Here is a 20,798-nt window from a genome sequence, read left to right as displayed (position 1 = left end):
CCGGCATGCGGCGCTCCGCACGGTTCGCACGACGCCGCGCCCCGGCGCTGGCCGCCTGCGCCGCCGCCCTCGGCTGGCCGCTCGCCGCGGGCGCGGCGCCGGGAGCGCCGCGCGAGGCCGACGCGGGTGGAGGGCCGCATCAGGCCGCCGTGAGCGGCGCCGCCACGGAGCCCGGAATCCGCCTCACGCTGCCGTGGCTGCTCGTCCAGCTCGTGCCGAGCCCGGAGCTGTGGATCGGGGCGAGCGGGGCGCGCTTCGGGGTCCGCTGGCAGGTGACGCCGTTGCTCTACTCGTTCGGGATCAACCGCAAGCTCTCGCCGTGGCGCGCCTTCGTCGTCGAGCCGCTCACGAGGCACGCGGGCTCCATCGAGCTGTTCGGCTCGCCCGAGTACGTCGCTGGCCCGGCCGCGGCGGCCGGGGGCTGGATGGTGCGCGGCGGCGTGCGCTCCTATTTCCCGCTCCTCGACCGGGGAGAGGCCCTGTCGTGCTCGCTCGGCGCGTCCGTGGTCCACGCCCGCGATCAGGTGGCCGCCTCGTACGAGGCGGGGATCTATACGCTGTTCGGCGGCCTCGGCGCTCAGGTGACCGTCACGCCGACAGCCGCCTTGCGGTCGACCACGATCACGCTCAGCATTCGCTACTTCTGACGCCGCGCATGGCCAAGCGCATCTCCTCGTCTCCCGCACGATCGCCCGCGCGGTCAGCCACGCTGTCACGCGCGCTGTCGGCGGCAGGGTCGCTCGCGCGGCCGCTCGCCGCGGCGCTCCTCGCGATCACCGGCCTGTCGAGCTGCGTGCCCGCGCGCATCCTCGGGGACAACGTCGCCATCCTGTTCGACCGGCCGCTGCCGGTGCCGGACAAGGTGCGCGCGCCTCATCGACCGGAGGCGCGGCTCGCCGTCCTCTGGGTCGGGCACGCGACCGCGCTCGTGCAGATCGACGACAAGTTCATCCTGACGGACCCTGTCTTCACGTCGAATGTGGGGCTCATCGTGAAGCGGCTCGTCGAGCCGGGGCTCGACCCCGAGGACCTGCCGCCCATCGACGCCGTCCTCGTCTCGCACATGCATTTCGACCACCTCTCGCTGGGGTCGCTGTCGCTCATCGAGCCGAAGGTCCGGACGCTGCTCGTGCCGCAAGGCGGGCTCGTCTACGTACCGAACTACGCGTTCGAGTCGGTCGAGGTCCCTACCTGGACGACATGGCAGCAGGGCGATCTGAAGATCACGGCGGTCCCGGTGAGGCACGCCGGATACCGGTACGGCCTCGACCGGGACTGGATGACGACGAGCTACACCGGATATGTGATCGAGTATCACGGGATCAAGGTGTATTTCGGCGGCGACACCGCGTACCAGCGCGATCATTTCGAGGAGACGCGCGCGCGGTTCCCCGGGATCGATCTGGCCCTCTTGCCGATCGCGCCGGTGGGGCCGCGCGAGTTCATGGCGCCGAAGCACGTGGACCCGGCGGAGGCGGTCCAGGCCTTCTTCGACCTCGGGGCGCGCCGGATGATGGCCATTCATTTCGATACCTTCATCAACAGCACCGACACGTTCGGCCAGGCGCCCCGCGAGCTCCGGCGCGTCATGGCGGCGCGCGGGCTGGGGCCCGACCGGGTGATCGTCCCGAGGCACGGAGAGCAGCGGATCCTGATCGCGAAATGGGCGCCGTGAGGCCGGTTCAAGGGCGGCCGGCGGAGGCGCCGGCGCCGCAGGAGAGATGGCCCGATCAGGGGAGCCGGGAGCGTCTGGCAGGAGGCGCGAGCGTCACGACCCGCGCTTCCCCTTGAGGCGCTCGATCTCGGCCAACGCCTCGACGAGGCGGCGCTCGAGCTCCTCACGCTGCCGTGCCTCCTCCTTGCGAAGGCGCGCCTCCTCCTTGCGAAGGCGCACCTCCTCCTTGCGAAGGCGCGTCTCCTCCTTGCGAAGGCGCGCCTCCTCCTTGCGCTTGCGCGCCTCCTCGACCGCCCGTTCCTCGGCCGCTCGAGCGCGCACCTCCAGGGCGTCGAGCATGGACTCGAGGGAGCCGATCATCTCGTCCGCCTCGAGCAGCGCCGAGGTGCCGTGGAAGAAGCGAAGGCGCTCGTCCTCGATGGCCAGGTCGAGCCCGAGCACCTGGGAGACGTACCGGCCGCCCTGCGGGATGATCGGCTCGTACCGGCGCGACCCGGCGCCGGACCGCCGGCCCGCCAGGGGCAAGCGGAAGCCCGAGAGCTTGAGCCGGGCCCGGTCGAACACGTAGTACTCGGGGATGCCGAGGCGCGCGTACCGCTCGACGTTCTCGGCCAGATCCTTGCGACGGCGGCCGGAGACGAGCACCTCGAGCGCGAAGTCGAGCCCGCGCCCCTCCACGCCGACGACCCACTTCTCGCGCCGGTGCACGGGCACGTCGAGCACGGCCATGACGTCGGGCGCGAACATCCGCTCGCCCGGGTAGTACACGGGCAGCTCGCACGCGAGGTACACGCGGCGCCCGATCCGGGCGAAGTAACTGCCGAGCGCGGAGCGGGCGCCGACCTTCGCGCCGAAGTGCTCGTCGCCCTCCGGCGGCGACGCCTCGGAGACGGGGAACTCGGAGGGGAGGCTCGCGACCACGCGCGCGCGGCCGGCCGGGCTGAGCCGCGCCCAGACCTCCTCGGAGGGCGCGCGCGGGTCGTCGGGATCGACGCGGTACAGGGCAGCCGGCTGGCGCATGACCGCAAGAATAGCCGGTGCGGCGGGTCCGTCCCAGGCCGCGGTTTCATGGGCGGCCGGCCGGACCGCCCGGCGCGGGGTCCTCCGCGGCGTCGAGCTCGCGCAGGGCCGCCGCGTAGTCCTCGGGCGTGTTGAGGTTGCGCAGCGACCGCAGCGCCGGATCCGCCTCGCGGAGCCGCGAATCCGCGAGCAGGAGCTCCGGCCCCGCGACCAGCGTGCGCGCCCGCTCGAACAGGGAGGACAGCCGCAGCATGCCCTGCGCAAGCAGCTCCGCCGCGTCGGCGCGCACCGAGCAGGCGTATACCGCGCCGAGCGGGTGATGGTGCCCGTCCGCCCACGGAACGGCGACGGCGTGGCCGCCCGCCTGCAGGTCGGCGAGGCGCCGCACGAAGGCGGGGTGCAGGAACGGCGCGTCGGTCGCCGAGACGTAGGCCCGCTCGGCGAGCGGCGCGACCGCCTCCAGTCCCACGGCGATGCCCTGCAGCGGGCCGCGGCCCTCCTCCGGGTCGCGCACGACAAGCACCCCCTCCGGCAGCGGCGGAAGCTCCTGCCCGGGGGCGGCGACCACCGCGATCGGCCACGCCGCCTCGCCGAGGCGCCGCACCACCCGCTGGAGCAGCGCCTCGCCCCCGAACGGCAGCCACGCCTTGGGGCGCCCCATCCGGCTGCTCCGACCGCCGCACAGCACCACGCCCGCCAGACCGGCGGCGCGACCGGTCGCGCCGCGCTCGCCGTCCAGCGCGCCGGGTGCGCTGGGCATGCCGGGTGCGCTGGGCATGCCGGGTGCGCCGGGCATGCCGGGTGCGTCGGGCATGCCGGGTGCGCCGGGCATGCCGGGTGCGCCGGGTGCGGTCGAGATCTTCCCCTGATTCATGAGGATCGCGCCGCGTCCGAGCATGGGCGCGCGCCCGGGCGCCGGCCACCGGGATCGCGCCCCTCGCCCGGATTGTTGGGCGCCGGCGCGCCCCCGTGGATAATGGGCCCCGAGAAGCCGCCTGCGATGCGCCACGCCCCCGTCCTCCTCGCGATGTGCGCCGCGGCCGCGCAGATCGGCTGCGAGCGGCCCGCCAACGTGGGCGCCGGGCTCGCTCCACCGCCCGCCGTCGCCACGGCCGCCCCTATCGCGCCCGCGGCCGCCCCTATCGCGCCCGCGGCCGCCCCTATCGCGCCCGCGGCCGCCCCCATCGCGCCCGCGGCCCCCCCTGGCGCGCCGGCCGATGCGATCACGCTCCTCGCCGGCGGCGACGTGTGCCTCGGCAAGGCGCTCGGCCAGGAGCTGCTCCGCAACCCGGCGCACGACCCGTTCGCCCCGGTCGCGACGCTGTTCGCCTCCGCCGACGTGCGCTTCGTCAACCTCGAGAACCAGCTCAGCGACCAGGGCGGCGAGACCCAGCACAGCCGCCAGCCGCTCGTGTTCACGGGCCCGCCGGCCGGCGCGGACGCGCTCGCGCGCGCCGGCATCAGCGTGGTGTCGCTCGCGAACAACCACATGTGGGATTACGGCAAGGGCGCGTTCCTCGAGACGCTCGGCCACCTGGAGCGCGTCGGCGTCGCCTACGTGGGCGCCGGCCGCACGCGGCGCCAGGCGTACGCGCCGGCCGTCATCGAGCGCCGCGGCTTCCGCGTGGCGGTGCTGGCCGTGACCGGCATCTGGAACCAGGGCTCGCTGTGGGAGCACCCGGCGCGCGAGTTCGTCGCGGCCGCGGAGCGGTACGGGCTCGCCGCCGCCGTGCGCGCCGCGCGCAAGCAGCCCGGCGTGGACGCCGTCGTCGTGAGCTACCACGGCGGCACCGAGTACCTCGACACCCCGCTGCCCCAGGCGCGCGCGGTCGCCGCCGCCGCCATCGACGCCGGCGCCGACGCCTTCCTCGGCCACCACCCGCACGTGCTCCAGGGCATCGAGCTCCGCCGCGGCCGGCCCATCTTCTACAGCCTCGGCAACTTCATCATGAAGGTGAAGAGGACCGGCCCCGCGGTCGAGCTCGCCATGCTCGCCCGCCTGCGCCTGCGGCGCGGCGCGCCGCCCGTCGCGGAGATCTGCCCCGTGCGCAGCGAGGGCCTCGGGACCGTCCCGCTCGCGGCCGACCCGCGGCGCGCCGAGACCGAGGCGGCGTTCACCGCGCGGATGCGCCACGTGTCGGCGTTCGTCGACGGCGAGCCGGCGATCGGCCCGTTCGGCGCCGACGGCTGCGCGCCGCTCGAGGACGCCGCGAAGGCCGCCCCCGCCTCGCCGCCGAAGGTCGCCGGGCCGATCCGCTGAGCGACGCCTTGCGGCTCTACCGCGAGCACATGCGCGAAGCGCGCGGCACGTCGATCAACGAAACTGGCTTGAGCACATTCGATCCGGGGGCGGACACACTGGACAGGTAGGTCTGAAGGAGGGAGCCGTTCGCGGCCCCCTCCTCCACGACGGTGTGCCGTTCACAGAGCGCTCACGCTCCGTTCCTTCCCCAGCCGACCACGGGCGGCCCCCTTCCGGATGCCGGCCTCCATCTCTTCGAGGGACGCGGAGCGGGCGGGCCTGGGGGAACGCCGTGCGAGGAAGTCCTCGGGTTCGTAGAGAATTGGCGTCAGGATCAGCCTTCCCTTGTCGTCGACACGAACATCGACCTGGCAGCCCGGCCGTAGCTTGAGCTTCTCACGGATCGCCCGGGGGACCGTGAGCTGGCCTTTGCTGCTCATCCTCAGGGTGGCCATGAGCCGGAGCGTAAGCCAGCCCGACTTACTCCGCCACTGCTCCCGACGCGCGCGAGCGCGCCGGTCCACACCCTACCTCCGAACCCCGGGCCATGGAACGTGGGCCTCGGGACCGCCCCGCTCGCGGCCGCCCCGCGGCACGCCGAGACCGGGGCGGCGTTCGCCGCGCGCATGCGCCACGTGTCGGCGTTCGTCGAGCGCGAGCCGGCTGCGCACGCGCGCGGTCCCTCACCCGAAGAGCTTCAGCACCACGTTGCCCGTCTTCTTGCCGGACGCAACGTAGGCATAGGCCTCCTGGATCTCATCCAGCGTCACGGTGCGGTCGATGACGGGCCGAAAACGGCGCTCGGTGATGAGCCGATGCATCACCTCGAGAAACGCCTTTCGGTCGGTGGGTACAGGGAACACGACCCGCTTCCGGCCGAGAGCGGGCGTGAGGAGCGCCAGGAATGGATTCTGCCACCCGGGTCCGGGCTCCGAGGAGACGTACACGCCCCTGGGCGTCAACAGGCGCTTGCAGGCGCCAAACGTGCTCTTTCCCACGGCGTCGAACACGTAGTCATAGACCTGGTCGTCCCGGGTGAAGTCCGCTTCCTCGTAGTTGATGACCCGATCGGCCCCCAGCGACTTCAGCAGCTCCAGGTTCCTGGTGTTCCCCACCGCGGTCACGGTGGCGCCCCGGTATACGCACAGCTGCAGCAGCGCGGATCCGATCGCCCCGGTAGCCCCGTTGATCAGCACGCGACGACCGCTCTCGAAGGCCGCCCGCTCGAGGATGCTGTGAGCATACCAGGCGCCCTCCAGGGAGGCAGCAGCCTCTTCGAAGCTCAGGCCGCTGGGCATGCGCGCGACCGAGTCATCCCCGGAAATGACGAGATACTCCGCATGAGACCCGGCCCCGAGATCATTGATCCCCCAGACGTCGTCGCCGACCGCAAAGCTGCCGACGCGCGCGCCGACCGCCTCCACCCGCCCCGCGAAGTCGGTCCCGAGCGTCTGGGTCCTTGGTCTGCGGAGGCCGGTCATGAACCGCATGATGAACGGTTTGGCCGAGAGCAACGCGCAGTCGGTGCGGCTCACCGTGGCTGCGTGGACCCGAACCAGTATCTCGTCATCAGCCGGCGTGGGCGCCGCCACGTCTTCGATCCGGATGACTGCCGGCGTTCCATACCGTTCCCGTCGGGCGGCTCGCATGGCTCCGTGATACCGGAGATGGCTGAGCGCGTCCATGTCCCTCATCGGATCGTGTGTCGCCGTATCAACCCAGGCAACATCACCTCAATACTCCATGTCCGCTGCGTGTGCTTCCCAATCGATGGCCAGGAGCTGCGTGACCACGGCCGGGTCGATCGGGAACGCGAAGTCATCCTGGAACCAGATCACCACCAGGCCGGAGAAGTCGCGGCTCCGGTCGCGAGCCGGATCGAGCGAGTCGAACCGGCCGATGCAGGTCACCCCCGGCAGGGCCGATGGGGTGCCGAACGGGTACGGGTCATCCTCGGGGAGCTCGATGGGCACCTCTATCGGCCGGATCAGGTACGGTCCGCCGGGGTACGGGTTGTCCCGGTGCTCCGAGACCAGCTCCTCGATCTGCTCCTTGTTCCGCTCGACGGTGGGCAGCCCCTCCAGCATGCCCTCGTAGGTCAGGTACTGTCGCAATTCGCGAAGGTACAGCCGTCGCCCCGAGGGCATGTGCAATTCGCCGACGCTGGTCATCCGTAAGCCTCCGCCTCCACCGCCGAGATGGGTGCCACCCATGTTTTTGTTGGAGGCACGTCCACCGGGAGATGGGTGCCACCCATGTTTTTGTTGGAGGCACGTCCACCGGGAGATGGGTGCCACCCATGTTTTTGTTGGAGGCACGTCCACCGGGAGACGGGTGCCGCCCATCTCTTGCTGGAGGCACGCACGCCAGGCGACGGGGGCCACCTCTCGCGGCCGCGTCGCGGCCCTCCGAGCTTCCTCCGAGCCCGGCCCCCGCGCCTCACGCCCGCCCGCGCCGCGCGCCCCCCACCTCCTCGACCGCCTCGAGCGCGCTCTCGATCTCGCGAACCAGCTCGTCCGCCGCCTGCTGCTCCCTGTCGGCGCGCGCCTCCTCGACCGACGCATCGAGGCGCACCTCCACCCGCCGCAGCAGCTCCGCGACCCGCTTCCCCTCGGTCGAGGCGGCGTCCACGCGCCGCTGCTTCAGGGCGCCCAGCGCGGCCTCCACCGCGGGCAGCAGCGGCGCGGCCACGACAGGGTCGGCGGCCCTCAGCTTGGCCCGGGTGCGCGTCGCCAGGCCGAGCAGCTGGCCGAGCGGCGAGCGGGCGCGCCGCCGCTGCACCACCCACCCGATCGACGCGAGCCCCAGGACGCCGAGCAGCACGGCCGCGCCCTGCACGTAAGGCACGGCCGCGGGCGCGACGGGCGGGAGCACGGCGTCCGGCACCTCGACCGTGATGCCGCCGTTCAGGCAGCTCGTCAGCTCCTGCGCGGTCTGGAGCCGCGCGCGCGCGAGCGGGACGAGCCGGAGCGGAAGGCAAGGGGCCTCCACGCCCGCGAGCGCGCAGGCGGGCGCCGGATCGCCGGTCGCGATGGCGCGCACCTCGTGGGTCGCGGGATCGCGGCTCATCACGTGGAAGCCGCCCTGCGCGAAGTCGACGAGCCCGCCGCTGTCGACCGAGGCGCCGCCCGGCGCGCCGGCCGGCCAGGTCGTCGTCGCCGCGTCGATGACCGAGCCGTCGGTCGAGCAGACGAGCTTGCCGCGGAGGACGATCTCGCCGCCAGGCGCCACGTCGACGTGCTGCGCCACCCGATCGCGCCGGAGAGGGAAGGTCTGGGTCATGGGCTCGCCTCGAACGTGCCGGTAGCTCGCCGCGCCCGCGGCGTCGTCGCCATGCGCACGGCCCTCAGTGGAGGTGCGCCCGCGAGGCGGTCTCGAGCAGCATCGCGAGCACGAGCGGGTCGCCCAGGCCGTCCGGGGCGCCCGTGTGGCTGCGGAGGCGCGCGAGGCGGTCCGCGTCCTTCAGGAAGAGCGGCTCCTTCAGCGCGTCGGCCGCGGCGCGCAGGATGCCCTCCCGCTCGGCGAGCAGCGCGGCGGCCCGGCCGCGGTCGCCGAGCGCGATGTGCCGGGAGGCCTCCGACAGCGTCTCGCCCGCGGCGAAGCCCTGGATCGTGCGCGCCACCGACGGGTCGGCGCTCGCCGCGCTGTCGGCGTCGCCGGCCGCGTACACGACCTTGAGCGGCGCCTCGTCGACGACGTTCTTCTTCGTCACGCGATCCTTGTACTTGAGCTCGATCGACGCGATCGTCCGCGCGTCCACGCCGGCCGGCAGGCCGAGCTTGAGCAGCAGCGCGTGGCTGTCGTCGCGCGAGAACGCCGGGATGAAGAACCGCATCCCGCCCTCGGCGTCGTCCTTCCGGTCCTGCTCGATGCGATCGCGCTTCTGCGCCTGCGCGTCCGCCGCGACCTCGATCTCCCGCACGCGCGCCGCCTCGACGTCGCTCAGCCGGCGCGAGCCGTAGACATGGAGCAGCTTCACGTCCGGCTTCAACCGCACCCGGAGCTCGACCGCCGTCGCGACCGGATCGAGCCGCTTGTCGAGCTCCGTCGCGAGCGCCGGGGCGATCTGGTCGGGGTCGCGCAGGTAGTAGTAGCCGCCGGCCCCGTCGCTCGCGATGCCGCTCATCAGCGCGCCGTCGTAGTCGGCGCCGAGCCCGAAGGTGCTCGTCTGGACGCCGCCCTGGAAGGCGTCGAGCGCGAGCCGCGAGAGCCGCTCCGAGCTCGTGATCCCGGCGTTCGCGCGCCCGTCGGAGAGCAGCAGCACGACCTTCACGGCGCCCTCGGGGATGCCCGGCTGGGCGGCCTGCGCGTAGCCGAGCTCGAGGCCGCGGCCGATGTTGGTGCCGCCGCCCTCCGCGATGCCGTCGATCGTGGCCTTGATCATCGCGCGCCGGGGCCCGACCGGCCCGTCGGGGATCCGGACCTGGGCGTCGCTCGAGAACGTGACCAGCGAGAAGTCGTCGTTCGCGTCGAGCCGGTCGACGAGCGCCCGCGCCGCGTCGCGCGCCCGCGCCATCGGCTCGCCCTGCATGGATCCGCTCACGTCGAGCACGAGGTGCACCGACAGGTGCGGCCGCGCCGCGGGCGCCTGCGCCGTGGAGCGCAGCGCGACGCGCACGTGCACCGGGCCGCCGCCCGGCGCGACCTTCGCGCGCTCGAGATCCGTGCGCAGGGCGAGCGTCGCGCCCTTCGGGACGTCGATCGCGGGCGCGTAGCGGGCGCCGACGTCGCTCACGAGCTCGCGCTCGGCCGGCGGCACGATGCCGCGCGCGACCGCCGACTCGAACGCCGCGAGGTGGCCGCCGCCGGGGCGGTAGGTGGTCGCGAAGCGGCCGTTCGGATCGATGGCCGCGGCCTCGGGCGCCGCGGCGACGGAGGGCGCGGCGGGCGCCAGCAGGCCGCCGGTGGCCGCGGCCCCCTTCCGGGCCCCCGCGCTGCCCCCGAGAGCGCCGGGCGGCAGCGCGGGCTCCGCCTTGGCGTTCTCCAGGGCCTGGGCCCCGCGCATCGGCTCGGCGGCCCTGGCCTGCGATGCCGCGGTCGCCCCCGCGGGCGCCGAGGACTCCGAGGCCTCCTTGACGCCGCACGCGAGCCCTCCCGCCGAGAGCCCGAGCGCGAGCGCGCCCCCGAGGAACGCTCGCTTCGCCCACATCATCCCGAGTTCGCTCATGCCTTCTCCCTCCCCGCGGTCCCAGCGGGTGCCCGGTAGGACGGGCCAGCGCCGGATCCGTTCTGTCGCCGCGCGCTAGTCCATGAACTTCGGGGGCATGAGCGGATCGTGCCCGCTCTCGGCCGCCGGCGCCTCGGACGGGCCCGCGCCCGCCGGCGCCGCGGGCGGGCGCTTCCTCGCAGGAGCGGGCGGCCGGGGCGTCGGCAGCTCCAGCTTCGGGGGGAGCGAGCCCGCCTCGGTGATGGAGACCTTCTCCTCCATCGCGCGCCTGCCCTTGACGACACGCACCTCGCGCACGCTCCCGAGCGTGCCCGTGAGCTCGATCTTGCCGTTCTTCACGCGCGCAGGCGCGCCGTCGACCTCCACCGCGGCGTCCGCGGGGACGATCGCCAGCTCGACCCGGTGCTCGACGGGCACCTCGGGCGCCGGCGGGGGGGCCGCGCTCGGGACGGGGGGCGCCCTCGGGAGCTCCCGGGAAACGATGTGCATGCCGGTCATCGCCGCGGTCGGCGGCGCGCTCGGCTGGAGCATCGCGAGCGAGCCGAGGCCCGCGGCGACGAGCGCGGCGATCGCCACCTGCGACCGGCGCGAGGAGGGGCGCGGCGCCGGCGCCTCCTGGCTCGCCCGCGGCGCCTCGGCCGTCTCGAGCGCGGGCGCCGTCGCGCCGTCGGTCGACTGGTCCCGCCAGCGCTCGCCGGCGCTCCCCGGCCCGACGAGCACGGGGCCGCTCCGCCGGGGCGCGCGCGGGGCCGCCGGGAGCTCGAGCCGCGGCGCGACGGTCTGGCGCTCCGACGGCGAGAGCGGGACGAGCATGCCCTCGTCGAGCGCGAGCGGGTCGTGGCCCGGATCGTCGCGGAGCAGCGGCAGGATCGCGTCGAGCATCACCGACGCGCTCGGGTAGCGGGCGACGGGCTGGTACTGGAGCGCGCCGTCGACGACCGCGGCGACCTCGGGCGCGACCCACGGCGCGAACTCCTGGACGGGCGTGGGCAGCTCGGCGACCAGCGCGGCGATGAGATCGCCGAAGGCCTCGACGTCCTGGGTCGGCGTGCGCCCCGCGAGCGCGTGGTAGAGCACGATCCCGAGCGCCCAGATGTCGGTCCGGTGATCGATGTCCTTGATGCCCCGCGCCTGCTCCGGGGACATGTAGCGCGGCGTCCCGAGCATGCTCCCGGACCGGGTGAGCCCCGTCGTGTCCCGGCGCGGCTCGTGGGCCGGCTTGATCTTGGCGATGCCGAAGTCGAGCACCTTCACGATGAGCCCAGGCCCCTGCTCGCGCCGCGCGAGGAACAGGTTGCCGGGCTTGATGTCCCGGTGCACTACGCCGGCCTCGTGCGCCTTCTGCAGGCCGACGCAGGCCTGGGCCACGATCCGGAGCGCGAGCCGCGGGGGCAGCGGGCCGAGGCGCTCGAGGAGCTGCGCGAGATCCTCGCCCTGGAGGAGCTCCATCACGAGGAACGGCGAGCGCGTCTCCTCGTCGACGCCCGCGTCGAGCACGCGGACGATGTGCTCGGTCTGGATGGCGCTCGCGGCCCTCGCCTCGCGCTCGAACCGCCCCACCGCAGACCGGCTGTGGAGGATGTCCGCGTTCATGATCTTCACGGCGACGCGGCGCTGCAGCTCCGTGTCGTCGGCCTCATGGACGACCCCCATCCCTCCTCGGCCGAGGAGCCGGCCCAGGATGTACCTGCCGCTCAAGGTCTTGCCGTCCACAAGCAAGGTTTACCCCAGTGGTGCTGTATGCGGGGCTTCAATCCTGATGCTAGCTCGACCCGGAAACCAGCGACATCCGTGCTCCGCCGCTGGATTCTTGCGCTCTCGCGCGACGGGTCCTGCCGGCGGCATCGCGGGTCGCGCGCGCCTCAGAACGTATAACGCGCCCCGATCCCGGGCGCGATCGCGACGAGCACCTCGCCGGCGAGCGACTCCTGCTCGAACCTGCCGAAGTACCCGCGATCCTTGTCGATCCTGCCGTAGACGCCCTGTGAGGGGTTGGTCCACACGGGCTCCTTCAGCCGGACCAGGACCGCCGCCGCGAGGCCGGCCGTCAGCTCGAGGTGCTCGCCGAAGCGCAGTCCCGCGCGCACCTCGGAGGTCATCACGAAGAAGCTGGTGGCGTCCCGCACCGCCGTGGGGTCGATGCGGAACTCGAGGCCGCTGCTCGAGGTGAAGGTGCCGCTGCGCTCGTCGCTCACCGCGCCGAGGAGGGCGCCGGCGCCGAGCCGCATCGAGAGCCGGGCGCGCTCGCCGAGCGACAGGCCGGCCCAGCCGCCCGCGAGGAGGCCGCCGAGCGCGAGCGCGTCGTCCACGGTGCCGGTGCTCTCCGGCAGCGGGTCCTGGATCTCGAACGACGTGCGTCGGGCGGTCACGGTCTGGTGGACCTGGAGGTAGCCGGTCATGACGCCGAAGCCGAAGCCGGACCAGAGCTCGTAGCCCGCGTGGACCACGCCGAGGGCGCCGGCACCGATGCCCGACGAGCAGGCCCCGCCGCACTGGCCCGCGGCGACGCCGCCGAGGCTCGGCATGAGCGCGGGGGCCGCGGCGAGCTCGACGAGGAACCGCCCGGGCGGGCCGCCGAGCTTCACGCGCTCGAGCGCGACCGGGACGACGACGCGCGCGCCGCGAGCGAGGAGCACCTCGCGCCGCGCGGCGACGAAGCCGCCCGCGGCGACCTCGACGCGGTGCGGGCCGGAGCTCAGGCGCCCCTCCCATACCCCGCTGCCGAGCGTCACGCCGTCGACGGTGATGCTCGCGCACACCGGCGAGGGCTCGATGCGGAGCGTCGAGGAGAGCTCCTCGGCGCGGAGGGCGAGGGGCGTCGTCTGCTTCAGCCGGACGATCACGGAGGCCGGCATGGTCCCGAGATCCCCCGGGCCGCGCAGCACCACCGAGTGCTGGCCGGGCGGGAGCGCGCCCTCCCAGGGCGTCTTGCCGACGGTGAAGCCGTCGACGAGCACGTCGAGCGCCTTGCCCTTCTGCTCGGTGACGCGCAGGCGCCCCGACTCGACCAGCTTCTGAAGGCGCGACAGGATGCGGACGACCTGCCCGCCGGCGAGGTCGATGCGGGTCTCGAACGGCTCGAAACCATCCTTGTAGACGCGGACGACGTGGCTGCCGGCGGCGACGCGCAGCGGGGCGGGCATGGGGTAGTCGCCGCGGCGGTGGCCGTCGACCATGACCGAGGCGCCGATCTCGGCGCCCGCGATGTCGACGGTGCCGACCAGCCCGCGCAGCCGCACGATGGCCTGCTGCGCGGCGCTCCTCGTGTCCGGCGGGAGCTTCTGCGAGAAGTCGCGGAGCAGCGTCTCGAAGAGGGCGAGCGCCTCGTCGTAGCGACGGAGCTGCTGCAAGCAGAGCGCGGCGCTCGAGGTGGCGCTCCAGGTCGGATAGACCTGCCGCGACGCGAGGAACTCGGCGAGCGCCGCCTCCCAGGCGCCCTGGCGGTACAGATCGAGGCCGCGCTCGAAGCGGGCGCGGGCCTCGGCGACGGGATTGTCGGCCGGCGGGGGATCCGCGGCGTCCGGAGGAGCGGCGTCCGGAGGAGCGGCGTCCGGCGAAGCGTCGGGAGGCGCGGGCGCGGCAGGGGGCGTGGCGGGGGCCGCAGCGGCCAGCGCGGCAGAGGGCGTCTCGGCGGGCTGGGCGAGCGCGACGGGCGCCCCGGCGAGGACGGCGGCGAGAGCAACGAGCGCGGCGGCGGTTGAGCGCCGGTGCCTGCGCGCGGCGGCCAGCGCGACGAGCGCCACTCCGACGGCGCACGCCGTGGAGGAGGCGGCGCGCCCCGGCGCGACGCTGCAGCCGCCGACAGCGCCCGGCGCGGGCGGCGGGCGGATGCAGTGGCCTCGCAGGTTGCAGACGAAGCCCGGCGCGCAGTCCTCGATCGAGGCGCAGCTCGTCTTGCAGGCGCCGCTCTGGTCGTCGCAACGGTAGGCGATGCAGTCGACCTTCGCCGGCGCTGGACAGGTGGCCGACGCCAGCGTGCACCGCGCGGGCTGGAAGCTGTGGGTCTCGTCAGCGCACGTGACCTCTTCCGCGCAGACCGTGCCGACCTTCGCTGGGCTGCCCACCGGGCCGCAGTGCCCCTCCGCGCTGCAGGCGCCGCAGGGACAGGGCGCGTCGCAGCAGGCGCCATCGACGCAGAAGCTGCCGGAGAGGCAACCGGACACGCCGGAGCCGGACGGGCCGGCGCACGCCTCGCCCAGAGCGAGGCCGAACCGCTCTGCGCTCGCGTGGGCGGAGCCGCTGTATCCACCCGTGATCAGGACCTCGCCGCTCGGCAGCAGCGTCGCGGTGTGCAGCCGGCGCGCGACGCTCATCGACGTCGTGAGGCTCCAGCTGCTCGTCGTCGGATCGTACAGCTCCGCGCTGGCGAGGGGTAAGCCCCGCTCTACTTCCACTCCGCCCGCCAGGAGGACCTTGCCGCCCGGCAGCACCGTCGCGGTGCAGTCACGACGCCCGCGCTGGAGCCGCCCCGCGGGGCTCCATGTGTCGGTCGTCGGGTCGTACACCTCGCCTTCGGGGGGGGTAGCGCCGCCCGTCTGCATCCCGTCACCGCCTGCCACGAGGACCAGGCCGCTCGGCAGCAGCGTCGCGACATGCCCGGAGCGCGCGTGGTGCATCCGCCCCGCGGGGCTCCATGTGTCGGTCGTCGGGTCGTACAGCTCCGTCGTACCCACGTGATAGTTCTCGTCGTAGCCGTCCACCATCAGGACCTTGCCGTTCGGCAGCAGCGTCGCCGTTTGCCCGAAGAGAGGGCGCGGCATCGGAAGCAGGAGCGTCCAGGCGTCGGTCACCGGGTCGTACACCTGCACGTCGCTTTCGGAGTCGTCCACTTGAGAACGGTCCACAAGGAGGACCTTGCCGTCGGGCAGCAGCGTCGCCGTGTGCACGGTGCTGACGCGCTCCATCGGAGCCGTGACGGTCCATGTGTCGGTCGTCGGGTCGTACAGCTCCGCGTCGGAGAAGCGGTCCGCCTCGGCGCCGCCTGCCACCAGGACCTTGCCGTTCAACAACAGCGTCGCCGTGTGCGCGACGCGAGCGCGGTTCATCGGGGACGCGGCGGCCCAGGTGTCGGCCTTCGGATCATACAGCTCCGTGGTCTCGAGAGGCGCATCCATGCCGACGCCGTACCCTCTTCCGCCTGTCACGAGGACCAGGCCGCTCGGGAGCATTGTCGCGGTGTGAAATGAGCGCGGAGACGCCATCATGCTGACGGAATCCCACGCTGGATCGACGAGCACCGCCTCGCCCCCCGCATCGACCGACAGCTCGATCCGCGAGCCCCGCGCCCGGAGCGCCACGGTCACGGGCCGCCCCGAGGCCGCGTAGGCGCGTGGCGCCGTCACGCGCAGCACGGGCGCTCCGGTCGTCTCGTCCACGACCTCCACCGCGCCGCCGCGGGCACGCAGCGCCGCTCCCTCGACCTGCCACGCTGCGACCGTCTCGTCCCCGCGAGCGACGCCCTCGTCCAAGAGCAGCCATTCCTCCACGCCGCTGTCTGTCGATGTCCAGAACGAGGTTCCGCCCGCCCGCCGGTAGGCCACGGCCCGGTCCTCCACGGTGCTCTCACCCAGAACGTCGTGCTCCCGCACCCGCACCTCGGTCCCTGCGGGCGTGCGAAAGCGTATGGGCTCGCTGCCCGTGCGGGGCAGCACCACGGAAAGCCGCGGGCGCCCGGTCGCCTCGGCAGTTCCCAGGAGAAACCCTTCCGCGCCGGGAACGAACGCCTCGCGGGCCGAGAGCACGGTCGCGGCATGCTCGGGGAACAGGCGATGCAGGGTGGCGGACGCAGGCGAGTCCAGCTCCGCGCTGCAGCCGCAGAGGAACGCGGTGGCCGAGAGCAGGGGACAGGAGCGCAAAAAGAGACGCCGGAGCAAGCTCGGCGGGGACATCAGGAGGCCTCCGGCGCTCGCGTCGGCTCACCGCGGCGGACCGCCGATCTTCGCGCCGCTGCCGCGAGGAGCGCGAAGAGCAGGGCGCCGAGGGCACTGTCGACGGTGGCCGCGGTGGCTGCTTGCGCAGCGCTGCAACGGGGACTCGCGGCGGGCGGGGCGGGCACGCAGCGGCCCGACAGATCGCAAGCATACCCCAGCGCGCAGTCCTGGAGAGAGTCGCACCCGTCCGTCTTGCAGGTGCCGCTGGCCGGATCGCAGTGGTAGGGCGCGCAGCTCAAGACATCTCTGGCCTCGGCGGCGGGGTCAGGGCAAGTGGCCCCATGCGCGCGGCAGCGGACGGCCGCCAGGCTGTGCGTCTCATCGATGCACACAGCCGGGAAGCAGACGCCGTCCAGGGGGACGGTAGAGCAGGCCCCGAAGCCGTCACACGCGCCGTCACAGCCATCGTGCGCGCAGTCCATGCGGAGATCCCATCCCTTCGGCTGGGGCACACATTCGCCGAGAGAAGAGCTCAGGGCGCAGGTATGGCAGGGCTCGGTGCACCGCGATTCGCAGCAAACCCCCTCCACACAGACGCGGCTCCCGCAATCGTCATCCGACGTGCACGCGCTTCCCTGGCTCGTGTACCGCTCAGCGTAGCTGGAGGCGCCGCCGGCGACGAGCACCTCGCCGTTCTGCAGCGGCGTCGCCGTGGTGATGTCGCGCAGGCTGCTCATGGGCTCCGTGAAGATCCAGGCGTTGCTCATCGGGTCGTACAGCTCCGCGCTGGTGGCGTAATCGCCGACCGGGCTTGAACTGCCCACCACCAGCACCTTGCCGCCCGGTAGCAGCGCCGCAGCGTGATCCACGCGCGGAACGCTCAGCGGGCCTGTTGGGGTCCCGGTGCCCGTCGCTGGATCGAACAGCTCTGCGTCGGTTCCGGAGCGGCTGCCGCCCGTCACCAGGATCTTGCCGCTCGGCAGCAGCGTCATCGCGTGATCGCTGCGCTTGCGCGTCATCGAGCCCGCGGGGCGCCACGTGTCGCTCGCCGGGTCGTACAGCTCCGCGACGTCGTTATCCCACAAATCACCGAGTCCGCCCGTCACCAGGACCTCGCCGCTCGGCAACAGCACCGCGGCGTGGCCATTGCGCCGGACGCTCATGGGCGCCGCGGGGCTCCAGGTGTTCGTCATCGGGTCGTACAGCTCCGCGCTGGAGAGATCCACCCGTCTACCATCGAGGGTGCCCATCCCGCCGGCCATGAGCACCTTGCCGTTCTGCAACGCCGTCGCGGTCATCCCGTGGCGCTCGGCGAGGATGGGCTCTGTGAGAGTCCAGGTGTCGGCAGTCGGGTCGTACCGCTCCGCGCCGAAGCGGGTCGCGTCCGAGGGATCTCCGACCTGTCCGGGAGTTCCGGAGTATCCGCCCACCACGAGGACGTCGCCGTCCAGCAACAGCGCCGCGGCGGTGCCAGAGCGCCGCGCTTGCATGGGAGCCGTCAGGGTCCAGCTGTCGTCTGCCGGATCATAGAGCTCCGCGCTGAAGGCGCTGCTCGCGCCGAGGTCGGCTGCGCTAACGAGCAGGACCTTGCCGCTCGGCAACAGCGTCGCGCTGGCGTAGTCACGCGGATAGTTCATCCGGCCGGCTGGCTCCCACAGCGGGTCGACGAGCACCGCCTCGTCCGCCGCGTCGCCCACGTCGACCGACAGCTCGATGCGCGACCCCCGCGCCCTCAGCGCCGCGGCCACCGCCCGCCCCGACGCCGCGTACGCGCGCGGCGCCGTGACGCGCAGCACGGGCGTGCCGCTCGGCTCGTCCACGAGTTCCACCGCCTCGCCACGCTCGCGCAGCGTCGCTCCCTCCACCTCCCACGCCGCCACCGCCTCGCCGCCGCGCGCGACGCCCGCCTCGAGCAGCAGCCACTCCTCCACGCCTTCATCGGTCGCCGTCCAGAACGACGTCCCACCCGCGCGCCGGTAGCTCATCGCGCGCTCCGCCGTCCGGCCCTCGCCGGCGGCGCCGAGCTCCCTCACGCGGATCTCGCCGCCCTCCGCGCGGCGAAACCGGATCTCACCGCTCCCGTCCTGTGGCAGCACCACCTCCGGCCGCACAGCTCGTCCCCAGGTTTCCCCGCCCGGCTCGGTCGCGTCGAGCCGGAACCCGTCCACCGCCGGAGCGAACGCCTCGCGCGCCGACAGCACCGCGTCCGCGTGGTCCGGGAAGCGCACGCGCAGCGCCGCGGCCGACGTGTCCTCCGGCTCCGCGCCGCAGCCGCCGAGCAGCAGCGCGGCTGCGAGCAGCCGTGACGGCGCCGCGAGCGGTCGTATCGAGCAAGAGAAAAGCGCAGTCATGATGAGCCTCGCGCGCCGAGTAGAGCAGCCTCGGCCCCGGCGCGCCTAGCTCCCCGCCGAGATCGCACGACCTCGGCGCCAGACCTCAGCGCCGGCCGCCGTCGAGCCCGCCCTCCTCGGTCAGCTCCGCTTTCTGCGCGCGCGCCGCGGGCGCCTCGAGCCCCGCCGCGCGGGCCAGCCCCATCACCCCCTCCACGGCCGCCGCGATGTAGCCGAACGGGTTGGCGCCGTCGACGGCGGTGACGTGCACCTCGCCCATCCGCTGCTGGAACGCGGCGGCGAGCGCGGGCATCTGCTGCGCGACCGTGAGCCGGATGATCTCGGGCGACACGGCGTTCTCGATCTCGCGCAGCGCCCGCGCGCGGTCGAGCTCGAGCTCAGCATGCGGAACGCGATGAGCGGCTCGACGATGCGGTAGACGGCGAGCCCCGTGACCTCGACGCCGACCTTCTCGAGGGTGACCTGGTCGGCCGTGAACTGGAGCTTCTGGACGGTGGTCGGCACGACCGCGACGCTGTCGCCCGGGAGCTTGAAGCACGAGGCGCCCTGACCGGAGGTGGGCCTGAGCTGGCCGCGCCGCATGTGAATGAGGTACTCGCTCGGCTTCGCGCTGATGCGGCCCCATCTCTTGAGCTTCTCCGGATCTTCGGCCGGCTTGCCCGCGCGCCAGCCTTGATCGTACCGCCCTCGGCCGGCCGCCGCGCTCGCGCGATCGCCGGCGTGGACGATCGCCGCGGCGCCGCCGGGCGCGCCGCCTTCGCCGCTCAAGATGACCCTGCGTTGCTCGATGTGCGTCATGGCCTCTCCACCTCGCGAGGACGGACTTCGCAGGAACCGGGTCAGGCGGGAGAGGCGGTGAAAGGAGGCGTTCGAGGGCCGCGCCGCCGGGAGGAGATCCAGGATGGAGCGCGGCGGAGCTCCAGAATGGAGCGCGCGGAGATCCCGAATGGAGCGCCGCGGCGGGGCCGCGGAGGTGGCCGCCGCGGGCGTCAGCGGACGTTGACCCGGAGCCTCACCGGGCGGCCGTCGCGCTCGACCACGAAGGACAGGCTCTTGTCGGAGCGCATGCGCGAGTAGGCCATCATGGCCTTTTGCGGATCGGTCAGATCGATGCTGTTGACCGACTTCACGAGATCGCCGCTCTGGATCCCGAGCGACTCGAGCACCGAGCCGGGCTTGACCATCATCTTCAGCCCGACCACCTGGTCGCCTCGCATCTCCGGGACCGCCGACGAGGTGTTCGTCACGAGCTCGGGATTGTCGAAGATCTTCTCGGCGGCCGTGCGGTCGATGTCGATCTCCAGGTCGCCGACCCGCTTGATGCTGGCGGCGATCTCCGGCGGAACGCTGCTCTTGCCGGACCGGCGGGGCGGGGTCGCCCGGGGCGACTCGGAGGGCTCCGGTGTCGGCTTCGGATCCGCCTTGTCCTCCTCGCTGGTCTTCTTGCCGAGCTCCATCTGGCAGCGCGCGCCCCCCGAGGTGAGCCACACCCGGTCCCAGGCGATGTCCTCGACCTTCCGTCCGGCGACCTCGCCGCCGCGCCGCCCGAGCGCGGTGCGCCCGCCTTCGGCCTTGATGGCCGCGAACGACCACTCCGGGTCCTCGGACATGGCGATCAGCACCACGCGGCCCTTGTCGCACGGGGGCGCGAGGTAAGGGTCGAGGTGGGAGAGGTCCGCCTGTCCCGCCGGCGCCGCGCCCGGCGGGGGTCTGAGGGGGCCAGTGATCGAGTCGAACGGATTGCGCTCCAGGATCGGCGCCGCGCTCGGCGGGGGATCGCCGGAGGGCGGCGGCCCGGCGTGCGCCGTCGCCCGAGGGGCGGCAGGGACGCTGTCCCGCGCGATCTGGTAAGCGATGAGATGAGATATGCCGGAGGCCTGAAAATACGCGGAGACCGCGACCATTCCTCCCAGGATGGTCGCGAATCGGCGCTTGATGAACGCGTCGAGGTTCATGGATACCGCTCCTCAGGGCAGGAGCGCGCCGGGCCTCGCCGCGCGAGTGTCCCTTGCCGCCGCGGAGGTCGCGGCAGTGCACGCCCTCGCCACCGGCAAGACCGCGCTTCGGGGCGAGCACCGAGCGTGCCCGCTCAGGGGCGATCGCGGCGGGAGAAGAGGGAGTCCGGCCGGGACAGCGGGGAGAGCGGCGCGCCGAGGCCACCTCGGCGGGCAAGGAGCGCGCGTCGCTCAAGCGCAGCACGACACGCACGACCCCGAAGAAGATCCGCATCTCCCGAGGGCACCACAGCGCAACGCGGGCCGTCGGCGTCGCGCGCAATGCCGGCGCTCAGCCACGCGGGAATGTTTCACGCTCCCGCGCCGCGGCGACGGCTTTGCACTACTTCAAACAACCCTGCAGGCGCCCTCTTCTCCAGAGAAAACATCGTTCCTGGTCGCTCACGACCGCGGTTTCCGACGGGAGCTCTGTCCTCGAGCGCTTGACCCACCATGGTTTGCCTGTAGCCTGCCGGGGG

General features: G+C 73.3%; 15 protein-coding genes and 1 pseudogene. 3 read left to right on the top strand and 13 right to left on the bottom strand.

Annotation, left to right across the window (positions count from 1 at the left end; genetic code table 11):
• The first annotated feature begins 5 nt into the window (after positions 1-5).
• Entirely contained in the window at positions 6-647 is a 642-nt protein-coding gene (locus WME96_RS47365) for a hypothetical protein (RefSeq protein WP_437288119.1), read from the top strand.
• Between the two features lie 8 nt (positions 648-655).
• A complete protein-coding gene (locus WME96_RS47360; protein WP_437288118.1) occupies positions 656-1,675 on the top strand; it encodes an MBL fold metallo-hydrolase in 1,020 nt (339 codons plus the stop codon).
• Between the two features lie 93 nt (positions 1,676-1,768).
• On the opposite strand, the gene WME96_RS47355 is transcribed toward WME96_RS47360, so the two are convergent.
• Both WME96_RS47355 and mobA read right to left on the bottom strand, forming a co-directional pair.
• Positions 1,769-2,695, bottom strand: a complete 927-nt coding sequence (locus WME96_RS47355) for a Uma2 family endonuclease (protein ID WP_437288117.1) — start codon at positions 2,693-2,695, stop codon at positions 1,769-1,771.
• A 46-nt stretch (positions 2,696-2,741) separates the two neighbouring features.
• A complete protein-coding gene (gene mobA, locus WME96_RS47350) occupies positions 2,742-3,455 on the bottom strand; it encodes a molybdenum cofactor guanylyltransferase (RefSeq protein WP_437288116.1) in 714 nt (237 codons plus the stop codon).
• Positions 3,456-3,695: 240 nt separating this feature from the next.
• Here mobA and WME96_RS47345 point away from each other — a divergent pair, with 240 nt between their 5' ends.
• A complete protein-coding gene (locus WME96_RS47345; RefSeq protein WP_437288115.1) occupies positions 3,696-4,955 on the top strand; it encodes a CapA family protein in 1,260 nt (419 codons plus the stop codon).
• Between the two features lie 161 nt (positions 4,956-5,116).
• On the opposite strand, the gene WME96_RS47340 is transcribed toward WME96_RS47345, so the two are convergent.
• The 11 genes and pseudogenes from WME96_RS47340 to gspC all read right to left on the bottom strand — a co-directional run bounded on the left by WME96_RS47340 (position 5,117) and on the right by gspC (position 20,280).
• The gene (locus WME96_RS47340; protein WP_437288114.1) at positions 5,117-5,392 is read right to left on the bottom strand and encodes an AbrB/MazE/SpoVT family DNA-binding domain-containing protein; all 276 of its coding nucleotides are present in this window, start codon (positions 5,390-5,392) and stop codon (positions 5,117-5,119) included.
• 228 nt (positions 5,393-5,620) lie between these two features.
• Positions 5,621-6,586 (bottom strand): NAD(P)-dependent alcohol dehydrogenase, encoded by a 966-nt coding sequence (locus WME96_RS47335; RefSeq protein ID WP_437292431.1) that lies wholly within the window; start codon positions 6,584-6,586, stop codon positions 5,621-5,623.
• A gap of 84 nt (positions 6,587-6,670) precedes the next feature.
• Positions 6,671-7,051, bottom strand: coding sequence for a hypothetical protein (locus WME96_RS47330; RefSeq protein ID WP_437288113.1), 381 nt, complete (start codon positions 7,049-7,051; stop codon positions 6,671-6,673).
• Positions 7,052-7,376: 325 nt separating this feature from the next.
• Positions 7,377-8,219, bottom strand: a complete 843-nt coding sequence (locus tag WME96_RS47325) for a hypothetical protein (protein WP_437288112.1) — start codon at positions 8,217-8,219, stop codon at positions 7,377-7,379.
• A 64-nt stretch (positions 8,220-8,283) separates the two neighbouring features.
• Positions 8,284-10,104, bottom strand: a complete 1,821-nt coding sequence (locus WME96_RS47320; protein WP_437288111.1) for a vWA domain-containing protein — start codon at positions 10,102-10,104, stop codon at positions 8,284-8,286.
• Positions 10,105-10,179: 75 nt separating this feature from the next.
• Positions 10,180-11,817 (bottom strand): serine/threonine-protein kinase, encoded by a 1,638-nt coding sequence (locus WME96_RS47315; protein WP_437288110.1) that lies wholly within the window; start codon positions 11,815-11,817, stop codon positions 10,180-10,182.
• A 149-nt stretch (positions 11,818-11,966) separates the two neighbouring features.
• On the bottom strand, positions 11,967-15,959 hold the full coding sequence (locus WME96_RS47310; protein WP_437288109.1) for a kelch repeat-containing protein: 3,993 nt from the start codon (positions 15,957-15,959) through the stop codon (positions 11,967-11,969).
• A gap of 32 nt (positions 15,960-15,991) precedes the next feature.
• On the bottom strand, positions 15,992-18,325 hold the full coding sequence (locus tag WME96_RS47305; protein ID WP_437288108.1) for a Kelch repeat-containing protein: 2,334 nt from the start codon (positions 18,323-18,325) through the stop codon (positions 15,992-15,994).
• An 85-nt stretch (positions 18,326-18,410) separates the two neighbouring features.
• The gene (locus tag WME96_RS47300; protein ID WP_437292447.1) at positions 18,411-18,656 is read right to left on the bottom strand and encodes a hypothetical protein; all 246 of its coding nucleotides are present in this window, start codon (positions 18,654-18,656) and stop codon (positions 18,411-18,413) included.
• 113 nt (positions 18,657-18,769) lie between these two features.
• A pseudogene (locus WME96_RS47295) lies at positions 18,770-18,907 on the bottom strand (hypothetical protein); the annotation flags it as partial.
• A 407-nt stretch (positions 18,908-19,314) separates the two neighbouring features.
• Entirely contained in the window at positions 19,315-20,280 is a 966-nt protein-coding gene (gspC, locus tag WME96_RS47290; RefSeq protein WP_437288107.1) for a type II secretion system protein GspC, read from the bottom strand.
• Between the last annotated feature and the right edge of the window lie 518 nt (positions 20,281-20,798).

Origin of the sequence: Sorangium sp. So ce406, from assembly GCF_051474675.1 — a bacterium.
Lineage (GTDB): Bacteria > Myxococcota_A > Polyangia > Polyangiales > Polyangiaceae > Sorangium > Sorangium cellulosum_G.
The sequence above is the reverse complement of the archived record's forward strand: the minus strand, read 5'-3'. Positions and strand labels throughout refer to the sequence as shown.

Coding starts and splice junctions, on each gene's coding strand:
- mobA (WP_437288116.1), bottom strand. CDS start 3,455: ATGCCCAGCGCACCCGGCGCGCTGGACGGCGAGCGCGGCGCGACCGGT.
- WME96_RS47335 (WP_437292431.1), bottom strand. CDS start 6,586: ATGCGAGCCGCCCGACGGGAACGGTATGGAACGCCGGCAGTCATCCGG.
- WME96_RS47320 (WP_437288111.1), bottom strand. CDS start 10,104: ATGAGCGAACTCGGGATGATGTGGGCGAAGCGAGCGTTCCTCGGGGGC.
- WME96_RS47365 (WP_437288119.1), top strand. CDS start 6: ATGCGGCGCTCCGCACGGTTCGCACGACGCCGCGCCCCGGCGCTGGCC.
- WME96_RS47360 (WP_437288118.1), top strand. CDS start 656: ATGGCCAAGCGCATCTCCTCGTCTCCCGCACGATCGCCCGCGCGGTCA.
- WME96_RS47305 (WP_437288108.1), bottom strand. CDS start 18,325: ATGACTGCGCTTTTCTCTTGCTCGATACGACCGCTCGCGGCGCCGTCA.
- WME96_RS47355 (WP_437288117.1), bottom strand. CDS start 2,695: ATGCGCCAGCCGGCTGCCCTGTACCGCGTCGATCCCGACGACCCGCGC.
- WME96_RS47340 (WP_437288114.1), bottom strand. CDS start 5,392: ATGGCCACCCTGAGGATGAGCAGCAAAGGCCAGCTCACGGTCCCCCGG.
- WME96_RS47325 (WP_437288112.1), bottom strand. CDS start 8,219: ATGACCCAGACCTTCCCTCTCCGGCGCGATCGGGTGGCGCAGCACGTC.
- gspC (WP_437288107.1), bottom strand. CDS start 20,280: ATGAACCTCGACGCGTTCATCAAGCGCCGATTCGCGACCATCCTGGGA.
- WME96_RS47345 (WP_437288115.1), top strand. CDS start 3,696: ATGCGCCACGCCCCCGTCCTCCTCGCGATGTGCGCCGCGGCCGCGCAG.